We start from the raw sequence: 12,309 nt of genomic DNA, 5'->3' as shown, positions 1-12,309 counted from the left end.
AGCCGTATTTAGGAATTAAAATATTTGACAGGAGGTATTTTTGTGAAGAAGCTAATTAACTGCGTCGAAAATGTTGAGCGCGAAATGATTGAAGGCTTGGTAAAAGCCTATCCGAATCATGTGCGAAAGCTGGATTGCGGAAATGTTGTGGTTAGGGCGCATAAGAAAGAAGGCAAAGTTGCGCTAATCAGCGGCGGCGGCAGTGGCCATGAACCGGCCCACGGCGGTTATGTAGGCGAAGGTATGCTTGACTGCGCTGTGGCTGGGGCAGTATTTACTTCACCCACTCCTGATCAGATTTACGAAGGAATTAAAGCGATCGCCACGGATAAGGGCGTCCTGATGGTAGTGAAAAACTACACGGGCGATGTTATGAACTTTGAAATGGCGGCTGAAATGGCACAGGCTGACGGTATTGACGTGCAATATGTCGTAACAAACGACGATGTTGCCGTGGAAAACAGCCTTTACACGACCGGGCGCCGCGGCGTTGCCGGTACGGTGTTTGTTCACAAAATTGCCGGTGCGAAGGCGGAAACGGGCGCAGATCTGAATGAAGTCCACCGCGTAGCGCAAAAGGTTGTTGACAATGTGCGGAGCATGGGAATGGCGCTTACTCCCTGTACTGTTCCCGCGGCTGGAAAACCTGGTTTCGAACTCAACGAGGATGAAATGGAAATTGGCATTGGTATCCACGGGGAACCAGGTACGCACAAAGAAAAAATCAAAAGCGCCGATGAAATCGCCGTAACGCTTCTTGATAAGATATTGGCGGACATTGATTATAACGATAAAGAAGTGGCTGTTATGATTAATGGATCCGGCGCAACCCCCCTAATGGAACTCTTTATTGTCAATAATAAGGTTCATGATTATCTTACCGAAAAAGGAATTAAGATTTATAAGACCTTTGTAGGCAACTACATGACCTCCCTCGAAATGGCGGGCTTCTCCATTTCGTTGCTGCGCTTAGACGATGAGTTAAAAGAACTGCTCGACGCGAAAGCCGACACGCCGGCCTTTAAAGAATAAAAAATTTGGAAAGCGGCGGAGCTTTCCGTTCCGCCGCATATTCTTTATCTGTCTGCATATATATAGTTTGTTAAGAATAGGGAATCATGTTGCTTTTGAAAGGAAATGTAATTATGACGGACAGTAAAAAATTAATTGACATCATTCAAAAGATCAGTACACAAATTCAAATGGATAAAGACTACTTGACAGAATTGGATAATGTGATTGGAGACGGTGACCACGGGATTAACATGGCGCGTGGATTTAAAGAGGTAGAGAAAAAACTGTCTGATTTCTCTAATAAAGACATCGGTTCTATTTTGAAAGCGGTTGGAATGGCATTGGTTTCAACGGTTGGCGGAGCTTCCGGGCCGCTTTACGGTACAGCGTTTATGAGAGCGGGCGCGGCAATCGGAGCGAAAAACGAAATGGACGGCAATGATTTCCTGAATGCAATGGAAGCAGCAATTGAAGGAATCAAAATGCGTGGAAAGTCGCATGAGGGTGAAAAAACGATGCTCGACGCGTTAATTCCCGCTTATAATGCAATGAAAAAAAGTTACGAGGAAAACAACGATTTTAAAGCTGCTATTTCAAAAGGTGTAGAAGCAGCTGAAAAAGGCGTAGAATATACAAAAACCATCATTGCAACCAAAGGAAGAGCCAGCTATCTTGGTGAAAGAAGTATCGGTCATCAGGATCCGGGCGCAACCTCTGCCTGCTTGATGCTAAAGGTTATTCAAAGTTCGCTTTGAGAAGCAGGAAGGAAAATATATGGTAGGAATTGTAATTGTATCGCATAGTGAAAAGCTTGCGCAGGGCGTCGCGGAGTTGGCTGGTATGATGGCCAGCGAGGCGCCGGTAGCGGCCGCCGGCGGTTTGGATGATGGTTCGCTGGGAACCAGCTTTGAAAAGATTGTTAAGGCTGTCGATTCGGTTTATTCCGATGACGGCGTTGTAATTCTTATGGATATGGGCAGCGCCGTAATGACGGCGGAAATGGTTATTGAAAGTATGCCCGATCGAAAAATTAAAATGATTGACTGCCCTCTGGTTGAGGGCGCTGTTGTGGCCGCGATCGCTTCCAGTTCCAATGAGAGTATGGAGGATATTATTCAGGCTGCACAGGAATCCACTTCAGAGAAAAAGCTCTGATTTAAATTTGATTACTCCTTTACTTATTCCATGTTTCGACACACACCATAGCAGTAGGCGCGCCAGTTCTTTGAACGGTGCGCCTGCTGCTATTTAAGCGCAATTTTTTCTTTTCATTTCATTTAAAGCTTACTGCTTGCGGCAAGATCTTGCTACAGGAAAATGGGACGGATAAACGGCATGAAGCAGGGAATATTACAGAATTGGGATTTACATTGAATCCTATTAAACTATAATGTAAAGGAGCATTATTATGAGTAAAAAATATACTTTTCCAACAAATGTGAATGGAATATCCGATGACGATACAAAAAAATGCAATTTTATTACAGACGCGAACTGCATTGGACAAGCGGAAAAAAATCCCGATTACAAGAAAGATGCGAATACGGATACAAGCTCGTACCAACCGAATCGTGTCGAGAATAAACGGAATGAAAACGATAGTTGGAAAACAAGCCCTCTGGAAGCCGATACCCCGATTGATCCAAAAACCGGTTCTGATAAAAATCGCTAAAGAAAAGCCCTCCTTTTCGAGGGCTTTTCTCTTTTTGTATAACGAAAACTTCCGGCATATCCGGGAGTTCAAAAAGCTTTAGCGGTGACCAAAATGCGGGCTAAATCTTTTCAACAATCCTCCCGTTTCGTTTTCAAAGCAAAAATAAGCATCTTCCGCGAAACAGACGGGCTTTATAGCACCTCCTGGCGCTTGACTTTTTGAAAAACGGGTGTAAAATCGTATATAAAAACAGGCCGGGAGGATAAAAATGGAAGATTTTACGATTGCTCCGGAAGAGGAAGAGAAAATTTTAAAGAATGTTTTCAGTTCGCTTGAACCGTTAAAATTGAAAGTCCTGTCGTCAAAGGCAAAGAAAAGAGCGGTTATCTATAAAAAAATAGCCGGCCAGTTTGAAAAAGGAAAAAAATATACCGAATTGGAAGTCAACGGTATTTTAAAGCAGATTTATCCGGAAGATCATTCCACCTTGCGCCGCGGTCTGATCGACCTGGGGTACTTGGCTCGGATGAGTGACGGAAGCGTTTATTGGCTTAAAGAAAACGATTGATTTTTAAATTGGTTTCAAGAAAACTATTGACAATTCAGCTTGAATACCATATTCTATAATAAATATAATATAGCTCATGAAATGCGCAGATGGGGACGGAATGCATCTTAACCCGCTCACAGAGAGCCGCTGGTTGGTGGAAAGCGGTGCAGGTATTTGCAGGATATCACCCCGGAGCAGGCAGCTGAACAGAAATTAGTAAGCACGCCCGGTTTCTCACCGTTAAGCGAGAGTGCATTGTTGGATGCATATGAGATGCCGCTTTGGCGGCGAATTAGAGTGGTACCGCGGAGAAAGCCTTCGCCTCTAGGATTAGAGGCGAAGGCTTTTTTAATTCAGAACGGAAGAATGTTTTAAGGAGGAATCAGAAATGCAGTTAACGGGAGCACAAATCCTGATGGAATGTCTGCTTGAGCAGGGCGTGGATACCGTATTCGGGTATCCGGGGGGAGCCGTACTCAACATTTACGATGCACTTTACGAGTATAGGGATAAAATCTGCCATATTCGTACCGCTCATGAACAGGGTGCGGCGCACGCGGCGGACGGATACGCCCGTTCAACGGGGAAAACCGGCGTTTGCATCGCGACCTCCGGTCCGGGTGCAACGAATCTGGTAACCGGCATCGCTACTGCCTATATGGACTCCATACCGATGGTGGCAATTACCGGAAATGTAAGCTGCGCGCTTTTGGGGCTGGACAGCTTTCAGGAGGTGGATATCACGGGCATTACCATGCCGGTGACGAAACATAATTTCCTTGTTAAACATATTGAGGACTTGGCGGATACCATCCGAAAGGCGTTTTTAATCGCGGGAACAGGCCGCAAGGGACCGGTGCTGGTGGATATTCCAAAGGATGTTACCGCGCAGAAGTATGAATATATTCCGCATGCGCCGCTACCGGCCCCGAAAGGCGACTTCCCCTATGATGAGCGCTTCGAGCAGGCGCTTACAATGCTTAAAAAAAGCGAAAGGCCGTTTATCTATTCGGGCGGTGGGGTGATCGCTTCGGAGGCTTCGGGAGAGTTGAAAAAGTTTGCCGATCTTCTGGACGCTCCGGTTGCCTCATCGCTGATGTGTCAGGGTGGTTTTGACCAGACGGATCCGCGCTATATCGGGATGCTGGGAATGCATGGGACGAACACCTCGGCACTTGCCATCAAAAATTGTGACTTATTGATCGCTATTGGCACCCGTTTTTCTGACCGCGTGCTTTGCAACGCGGACCTGTTTGCACAGCATTGCCCGATTATTCAGATTGATATTGATACGGCGGAATTTAATAAAAATATTGAAGTCGATTTAAAAATGAAGGGCGATGCCAAGGAAATTCTTGCAAGGCTGAATCAGCTTCTTCCCCAGTGCCAGCACAAGGGATGGCTGGAACAGATCGCGGAATGGAAGGATCTGTATCCGCTTGAACAGATGGCCGAATCCGAAGGGGAGGTACTGCCGCAGGAAGTCATCGAAACGCTCGACCGGCTAACGGATTCCAAGGCGATTATCGTGACCGAGGTCGGGCAGCATCAGATGTGGGCGGCGCAGTTTTACCGCTTCCGCACGCCCCGGCATTTTATCAGCTCGGGCGGGCTGGGAACCATGGGGTACGGGCTTGGCGCGGCAATCGGCGCGCAGGTGGCGAACCCGGATCAGCGCGTAATCAATCTTGCGGGGGACGGCAGCTTCCACATGAACTGCAATGAGCTGGCAACGTTGGCGCAGTATAACATCCCGGTCATTGAACTGGTGTTCAATAATCGCGTGCTCGGTATGGTCCGCCAGTGGCAGAAGCTGTTTTACCAAAACCGTTTTTCCCAGACCACGCTGGACAGCGCCACGAATTTTGAAATGCTGGCCCAAGCGTTCGGCATAAAGGCGTTTGCCATCAGCCGCAGAGAGGAAATCGAGCCGGTACTGAAGGAAGCGCTGGCTTATCAGGGGCCGTCGCTGATCAACTGCCATATCAGCCCGGATATCAATGTGTTGCCCATGGTTCCGGCGGGCAGTTCCGTAGAAGAGCCGATTCTGGAAATGTAAGGAGTGTGCAAGATGAGCTACAGCAATGAGAAAGAGTATGTTTTATCCGTGCTTGCAAAAAATACGCCGGGCGTACTGCTTCGGATTTCCGGATTGTTCAGCCGCCGCTGCTACAATATTTTAAGTATCGTTGCGGCGCAAACCGAAAACACGGAATACTCCCGCATTCTGATTGTCGTATCGGGGGACGACAGGATTGTGCGCCAGGTCGATAAACAACTGTGCAAACTGGTCGATATAGAAGAGGTAACGGTTCTGGACAGGGAGCAAGCCGTTGTGCGCGAGCATCTGTTGATCAAGGTGGCGCGCAATCAGCAAAACAGCGAAAAGCTGGTTAGCATTGCCAATGTGTTCCATGCCAATATTTTAAATGTCCAGGAGGATTCTATGATTATGGAACTGACAGGGGACGCGACAACATTAAATTCCTTTATTGAACTGTACAATCCGTATCATGTGCTGCAAATTCTTCGCACAGGCGCAATGGCTATGATGAAGTAATAAGACAAAATAAAAAGATTGGGGATGTCAGCTTGCTTACGTTAGATCAAGTTTATCATGCGGCCTATGTTTTAAAAGATGTGATTCGAGAAACGGCGCTGATTCATGCACCGCTTATCAACCCCGAAAGCCAGATTTACTTAAAAACCGAAAATCTTCAAATTACCGGCTCCTTCAAGGTGCGCGGTGCTTATTATAAAATCTCCCAACTGTCGGAGGAGGAAAAAACCAAGGGCGTAATCGCCTGTTCCGCCGGAAACCATGCGCAGGGTGTGGCTCTTGCCGCGGCGAAAAGCGGCATCCGGTCGCTCATCTGCATCCCCGACAGCGCCCCGATTTCCAAGGTGGAGGCAACGAAAAGCTACGGCGCGCAGGTCTGCCTTGTAAAGGGCGTGTACGATGACGCCTATCAGAAGGCGTGCGACCTGCAAAAGGAAAGCGGCGCCACCTTCATCCACCCGTTCAACGACCAGCAGGTTATTGCCGGACAGGGGACGATCGGGCTGGAAATCCTGAACCAGCTTGCAGACGTGGACGCGGTGATCGTACCCGTGGGCGGTGGCGGGCTGATTTCGGGCGTAGCCTTTGCTATAAAATCCCTGAATCCCAAATGCAAGGTTTATGGCGTGCAGGCCTGCGGCGCTCCAAGCATGGTGCAGGCTTTGGTCGACAAGAAGGTAGAAGCCCTTTCTAGTGTGTCTACCTTTGCGGACGGTATTGCGGTAAAATGCCCGGGTGATTTGACCTATGCCCTTTGCAGCAAATATGTCGATGAGGTTGTTACCGTTACGGAGGACGAAATTGCCACGGCGATTCTAACGCTAATTGAGCAGCATAAGCTGATTGCCGAAGGAGCCGGCGCGGTTTCCGTTGCGGCGGCCATGTTCAACAAGGTTGACGTAAAAGGGAAAAAGGCGGTATGCTTGCTCTCAGGCGGGAATATTGATGTGACCATCCTTTCCAGGGTTATCAGCCGCGGGCTTCTCAAGGCCGGGCGCTCCGGCGACCTTATTCTCTCGATGGTTGACAAACCAGGCCAGCTCAAGGAGGTTTCCTCCATTATTGCCGACCTCGGCGCGAATGTGGTAAGCGTTCACCATGACCGCAGCGGTGAAAATACGGGAATTAACGACTGCTATTTGCATATTCGCATGGAAACGAGGAACCATGAACATCTGGCGCAAATCCGAAAAGCGATTGTCAAAGCCGGATACCATATCGTACAGTCCAACTGAGTATTCGCTTATATAAATATATTAAAATAAAGAAAGAGGGAAAAACAAAATGAAAGTCATTTCCACAAAGGATGCTCCAGCCGCAATCGGACCCTACTCCCAGGCGATTGTCGCCGGGAAAATGCTCTTTCTGAGCGGACAGATTCCGATTATTCCTGACACGGGCGAGATTGCACAGGGTGATATCACCGTGCAGACCGAGCAGGTCATGAAGAATATCGGTGCGGTCTTGAAAGAAGCCGGTGCGGATTTCACAAATGCCGTAAAGACAACCTGCTTTCTTGCGGATATGTCTGACTTCGCTGCATTTAACGGGGTTTATGAGAAATACTTCACCGGAAAACCTGCGCGTTCCTGCGTTGCTGTAAAACAGCTTCCCAAAAGCGCTCTGGTAGAGGTTGAAGTGACTGCCGTTTTGGATTAAGTCTTCCTTTAAAGGCATGCGCCCTCCGGATATCCGGAGGGCGCATGCCTTTGTCTATTTTCGCTTTATAATTCGGGTTTTATTTTGAATCGCCTCTTTTACACGCTGAAGGGATTCGTTGTTCCGAAGCGATTTCATAGTTGGGAAAGCCTGAATGAAGCGGCGCTGGAAAAATTTGATTTCCGTTTCCAATTTATCCATTTTCTCGTAAAGCTCGTTCAGGGTTTTCAAATAGAAGGCTTTCCGGTCCTCGTCAATCAGCGAACCGATTGCCGTCTGAATGTTCTCGAATTTCTCCGTTTTAAGGTCGGAGGCTTTTTCCCGGAATTCGTCAATGGCCTGCTGGATTTCATCGAGCTTTCCGTTGAACCGCAGAATTGTGAACACAGTCAGCGTAGTATCACAGAAGAAATACAGGATAAACAAGCAAGCAATGCAGGGAAGGATGTCCGAAGGGATTTTCTGCAGCATCCGCATAAGCAGGGGGTGCACGTAAAGCATTCCAACCACGCACATTACGCCGAACAGAAGCGAATTTTGCAGGCAGACCCTTCCCTGGATATTATACCGGTGCTCGGAATAATCCCAGTATTTCGTGTGGAAAATCCCCTCCAGCGCGAACCCGGTCAGGTATTCCAGCGTGGATGTAAGGAATACCCCTGCTATGTAAAGCAATAGGATATTATCTTTTACCGGAGTCAGAATATAGATTACTGCAATACCGCCCACACCGTATATTGGGCAGAATGGGCCGTTGAGGAAGCCCCGGTTGATAAATTTTCCGACAGGGATGGAACAAAAGATGCTTTCAGTCAGCCAGCCCAAAAAGCTGTATACGGTAAACGATAAAAACAAGATCCAGAAATTCTCCATTTCCTATCTCCGTCCTGAATAGACTATGTTGAATCGTTAATAGTGTATCTTTTCTGTGGAGGTTTGTCAAATGGAAATAAAGGATACTTTTTGGATAAGAAGGAGAATATAGTACAAAAGAGCCGCGCCGACCGCAGGGGTAACAATCCATTCCCAAATATCTACTTCCAATGTGGTCACATTCAGCAGGCGGTTGATGCTGAGCGAGGCATTGTAGATTTCGCTCAGGAAAAGCACCGTGATATAGGCGCGCAGCCCGAACATAGGCACAAATACGGCAATCAGGATAACGCGCATGATGGAATCGCTGAAATTGTATTTCAAAGAATACATCTGCTGGTCAAGACCCTTTAGCAAGCCGTCCACAACGCTGTCGAGGTACATCAGCGGTACAATCGGGGCCATAATCCGCAGGATATTCCCGACCTCGCGGCTCTTGTAAAACAGCATGCCAAGATCGTCCGCAAAAAAGATGAACAGCGAGCAAATGAAAAACGAAAACATGAGCGTACAGCGGAACGCCTTTTCCACGACCCTTTGGATGGCCTTCTGCTTTCCTTCGGCGTTGGCTTCCGCCATTTCCGGAATGAGCAGCATGGATAGGGACGTTAAAAAGGAGTAGGGAAAGTAAAGAATAGGCATAACCATCCCCTGTATCACGCCGTACTGCGCTAGCGCGCCGCTGTCGCCGGCACCGTATTTTTTCAGCCCCTTCGGGATCAGCATGTTTTCGGTGCTGCTTAATAGATTTCGGAAAAAGGAACCGAATAGGATCGGCCCGGCGATATGGAGGATGCTCTGGAACACACCGCTGCTTTTTGCTTTGGAAAGCTTGTTCCGGTTAGCAAACAGATGATAAAGCACGATCATAAAGGTGCAGTCGAACACTTCGCCAATAGTGGAACCGAGCATCAGCGCGTCCAGCGCGTTGCTCATGGAAAAAAGCAGCAGCAGGGAGGCGCCGATTGTCACAAACTGTTCCAGAAAATCACTACATACGGGAACCAGCGTATTCCGTATCGCAAGGAAATAGCCTTTCAGGCAGGAGCAGATGGCGATAAAGGGCAGGCCAGGCGCCAAAAGCTTCAGCGGCATGGCCGCCGATGCGTTCCCGATGAACCAGTGCGCGATGAAATCCGCGCCGAAGAACAGCGCCGACGCTCCCAGTAAACTCAGTGCCAGCGCACAGAGTGTGCATTGCCGCACGGAACTCTTTGTTCCGCGCCCTTCGGAAACCAAGCGGGTAACAGCCAGCCCGATTCCCGAGGTACACAGGGTGATGCCGAGAAAGAAAACGGACAGGACAAGCTGGTACAGCCCCATGCCCGCCGCACCGATTTTCGAGCAGATAAACATCCGGAACCAGATATTGCTCAGGCGGAGCAGTACGGAGCTGGAGGTCAGAATAGCGGCGTTTATGTAAAATACACGCTTTCTCATTTGATTAACACCTTTATTTTCTTTGTTAATCAAATGTATTCGCGCGAAGGGCAAAATAAGTCTATAACTTTTATTTGATACAGTGTATAATTAAATACAGCAATTTTAAAATCGGAAAGTAAGTTGTTCCCACTGCCCGCAGAGGGTTAGGACGAAATTGCATTAAGAGTGATTTTTGGAGGAAACATATGGATTGGACGGAAATTCGGATTACCGTGGATGCGGAAAATATCGATACAGCGGGGGACATTGCCCAGATGGTCGTTCCCTATGGCATTTATATTGAGGATTACTCCCACCTGGACGAAGAAGTGCGGGAGATCGCCCACATTGACCTGATTGACGAGGAGCTTTTGAAAAAGGACCGCTCCAAGGCGCTGGTGCATGTGTACATCAGCCCGGAGGAAAATCCGGCGGAAGCCATTGCGTTCTTAAGCGAACGCTACAACGCCGAAGGCATTCGGCATACAATCGATACATCCGCCTGTGCGGAGGAGGATTGGATTAACAACTGGAAGAAATATTTCAAGCCCATTAAGGTTGGCGAAAAGCTTTTGATCCGCCCGACTTGGGAGGAGGAATACGAGGCAGGGGATCGCACGGTGCTGCACCTGGAACCGGGGCTCGCGTTTGGCACCGGGACCCACGAAACGACCCGCCTGTGTATGGAACTGCTGGAGGAAACGGTAAAACCGGGCTGTGACGTGCTGGATGTCGGCTGCGGCAGCGGAATCCTTTCGGTCGCCGCGCTGCTTCTTGGGGCAAAAAGCGCCGTCGGGGTGGATATTGACCCGATTGCCGTAAAGACCGCTGTGCAGAATGCGGAAATTAACCATGTTCATGAACGTTTTACCGGCGTGTGCGGCGATTTGACCGAACAGGTCAGCGGGCAGTACCATATCGTCGTCGCCAATATTGTTGCGGATGTCATCCTCCTTTTAACAAAGGATATCGAGCAGTTCCTGTATCCGGATTCGGTGTACTTGATGAGCGGGATTATCGATACCCGCGAGAAAGATGTTCTTGCCGCCCTTTCGTCGAAATTTGAGGTTATCCGCCGCAAAACGGAGAAGGGCTGGATCGCCCTCGCGGCAAAACTAAAGAACTGATATGACCCTATATACGCCGTTTTGGGATACGATTCATAAAAAGGAATTACGACCTATTCCCTCTTCTGATAGTTCGAATCCGGAGGGAGAAAGCGGAGAAAATCATTATGGTTTTGGAAAATGGAAGGGGAACCTGTAATTGCGTAAAAATATACTGCGAACGCCATGGAAAATGTCCCGAGTGTATGGCCCACCACGAAAAGCACAAGCGGTATCCGCCTTACTGCAAGCGGGAATCGCGCGTAAAACAGAAAAAGGTCCGGCTGGCGGTGTCTGGCGGGCAAACAGAAAAGGACCCGGCTTGAAAATAGCCCGGTCCTTTTATTTATTCGTTTTCCGTATAGTTCCCTAAGAAAGAGAAGCGCGGAAGCTCGTCATTCAGCGCGCAGAGAAGGTTCAACGTGCGCTCTTCATGTACATTTCCGGTGAAATCAAGGTAAAAATCGTACTCGAAATTCCTTTCCGCAATCGGGCGGCTTTCGATTTTTGTCAGATTCAGCCCCGCCGCCGCAAAACGTGCCAATACGCTGTAAAGCGAACCGGTCTTGTGCGGAAGGGAAAAGCAAAGGCTGATTTTCTGCGCGCCGTCGGGAATGTACAGGCGGCGGCTGATCACGATGAACCGCGTGCGGTTGTTGGAAGTATTCTGAATATCGTTTTGAACGATATGGAGCTTATACTGCTTCGCCGCATGCTCGGAACAAATCGCGGCAATTCCGGCCTCCTGCCGCTGGGCGATCATCTGTGCCGCCGCGGCTGTGCTGGAACACGGCAAGGCATGCAGATCGTTCTTTTCAATATATACGGAGCACTGGGAAAGTGCCTGCGGGTGGGAATATACCGTACGGATGCTGCGGGGGTCCACTTTCTTAGCGGATGCCATGCAATGCCGCACAAGCAGGGTCGTTGCGGCGATAATGCTGTACCGGTACTGCAAAATCAGGTCGTAGACCTCGCCGACGGAGCCGGCAGAGGAATTTTCGACCGGCAGCAGCCCCAAATCCGCTTCGCCGCTTTCCACAGCGGCGAAAATGCCGCCGAAATCCTGGTAAAACAGAGGGAACGTATGCGGGTAAAGCTGCAGAAGTGCTTCGTGGGAATAGGAGCCGATTTCACCAAGGCAGGCGATTTTCTCAGCTTTTTCCGGCTTTACGCCCGCGTCCCGGATGGCGGCGCGCAGCTCCTGCCCGCTGCCGAGCAGGCTGTGTTGCAGCGAGCGGCTCATGTCCATCATATTCGCATACAGCATACGGGCTTCGCCGCCAAACTCGCCCGCCCTGCTCCCAATGCGGTTCAGAATAGCCTGTTCCCGTTCTGCGTTCAGTACCGGCTGGCCGGTTTCCTTTTTGATGACCGCCACCGCTTTGGCGCATTCCATCCGTTTCAAAAAAAGAGGCAGAAGGGCTTCGTCTATTTGATCGATTTCTTTGCGAATTTCTTCTAGTGTCAT

Annotated in this window: 14 protein-coding genes and 1 other annotated feature; of the genes, 11 read left to right on the top strand and 3 right to left on the bottom strand. The window is 49.0% G+C overall.

Annotation, left to right across the window (positions count from 1 at the left end; genetic code table 11):
• Positions 1-42 precede the first annotated feature (42 nt).
• The 9 genes from dhaK (at position 43) to P9B68_RS03035 (ending at position 7,437) form a co-directional block, all read left to right on the top strand.
• Entirely contained in the window at positions 43-1,032 is a 990-nt protein-coding gene (gene dhaK / locus P9B68_RS03075) for a dihydroxyacetone kinase subunit DhaK (protein ID WP_135657723.1), read from the top strand.
• A 113-nt stretch (positions 1,033-1,145) separates the two neighbouring features.
• Complete coding sequence (gene dhaL, locus P9B68_RS03070) at positions 1,146-1,769, top strand: dihydroxyacetone kinase subunit DhaL (protein WP_135657725.1); 624 nt, start codon at positions 1,146-1,148, stop codon at positions 1,767-1,769.
• Between the two features lie 19 nt (positions 1,770-1,788).
• Complete coding sequence (gene dhaM, locus P9B68_RS03065) at positions 1,789-2,169, top strand: dihydroxyacetone kinase phosphoryl donor subunit DhaM (protein WP_135657727.1); 381 nt, start codon at positions 1,789-1,791, stop codon at positions 2,167-2,169.
• 253 nt (positions 2,170-2,422) lie between these two features.
• A complete protein-coding gene (locus P9B68_RS03060; RefSeq protein ID WP_135657729.1) occupies positions 2,423-2,686 on the top strand; it encodes a hypothetical protein in 264 nt (87 codons plus the stop codon).
• Between the two features lie 250 nt (positions 2,687-2,936).
• Positions 2,937-3,236: a DUF2087 domain-containing protein gene (locus P9B68_RS03055; RefSeq protein WP_135657731.1), complete on the top strand. Its 300-nt coding sequence runs from the start codon at positions 2,937-2,939 to the stop codon at positions 3,234-3,236.
• 77 nt (positions 3,237-3,313) lie between these two features.
• Positions 3,314-3,547 (top strand) — a binding site (T-box leader).
• Positions 3,548-3,606: 59 nt separating this feature from the next.
• Positions 3,607-5,277 carry a biosynthetic-type acetolactate synthase large subunit gene (ilvB, locus tag P9B68_RS03050; protein ID WP_135657733.1) on the top strand — a complete coding sequence of 557 codons (1,671 nt, stop codon included), beginning with the start codon at positions 3,607-3,609 and terminating at the stop codon, positions 5,275-5,277.
• Positions 5,278-5,289: 12 nt separating this feature from the next.
• Positions 5,290-5,778, top strand: coding sequence for an acetolactate synthase small subunit (gene ilvN, locus P9B68_RS03045; RefSeq protein ID WP_135657735.1), 489 nt, complete (start codon positions 5,290-5,292; stop codon positions 5,776-5,778).
• Between the two features lie 32 nt (positions 5,779-5,810).
• Entirely contained in the window at positions 5,811-7,013 is a 1,203-nt protein-coding gene (gene ilvA, locus P9B68_RS03040) for a threonine ammonia-lyase (RefSeq protein WP_135657737.1), read from the top strand.
• Positions 7,014-7,062: 49 nt separating this feature from the next.
• Positions 7,063-7,437: a RidA family protein gene (locus P9B68_RS03035; RefSeq protein ID WP_277668435.1), complete on the top strand. Its 375-nt coding sequence runs from the start codon at positions 7,063-7,065 to the stop codon at positions 7,435-7,437.
• Positions 7,438-7,491: 54 nt separating this feature from the next.
• Here the strand turns inward: P9B68_RS03035 and P9B68_RS03030 are convergent, their stop codons facing one another.
• Positions 7,492-8,310 (bottom strand): putative ABC transporter permease, encoded by an 819-nt coding sequence (locus tag P9B68_RS03030; RefSeq protein WP_135657741.1) that lies wholly within the window; start codon positions 8,308-8,310, stop codon positions 7,492-7,494.
• A gap of 66 nt (positions 8,311-8,376) precedes the next feature.
• Positions 8,377-9,750 (bottom strand): oligosaccharide flippase family protein, encoded by a 1,374-nt coding sequence (locus tag P9B68_RS03025; protein WP_135657743.1) that lies wholly within the window; start codon positions 9,748-9,750, stop codon positions 8,377-8,379.
• A gap of 188 nt (positions 9,751-9,938) precedes the next feature.
• On the opposite strand from P9B68_RS03025, the gene prmA reads away from it, so the two are divergent.
• Positions 9,939-10,859, top strand: a complete 921-nt coding sequence (gene prmA / locus P9B68_RS03020; protein WP_135657745.1) for a 50S ribosomal protein L11 methyltransferase — start codon at positions 9,939-9,941, stop codon at positions 10,857-10,859.
• A 107-nt stretch (positions 10,860-10,966) separates the two neighbouring features.
• Positions 10,967-11,164, top strand: coding sequence for a hypothetical protein (locus tag P9B68_RS03015; RefSeq protein ID WP_135657747.1), 198 nt, complete (start codon positions 10,967-10,969; stop codon positions 11,162-11,164).
• Positions 11,165-11,184: 20 nt separating this feature from the next.
• On the opposite strand, the gene pheA is transcribed toward P9B68_RS03015, so the two are convergent.
• Positions 11,185-12,309 (bottom strand): prephenate dehydratase, encoded by a 1,125-nt coding sequence (pheA, locus tag P9B68_RS03010; protein ID WP_135657749.1) that lies wholly within the window; start codon positions 12,307-12,309, stop codon positions 11,185-11,187.

This window comes from Caproiciproducens galactitolivorans (genome assembly GCF_029266045.1).
GTDB classification, from domain to species: domain Bacteria; phylum Bacillota; class Clostridia; order Oscillospirales; family Acutalibacteraceae; genus Caproiciproducens; species Caproiciproducens galactitolivorans.
This window is presented reverse-complemented; position numbering and strand designations above follow the sequence as displayed.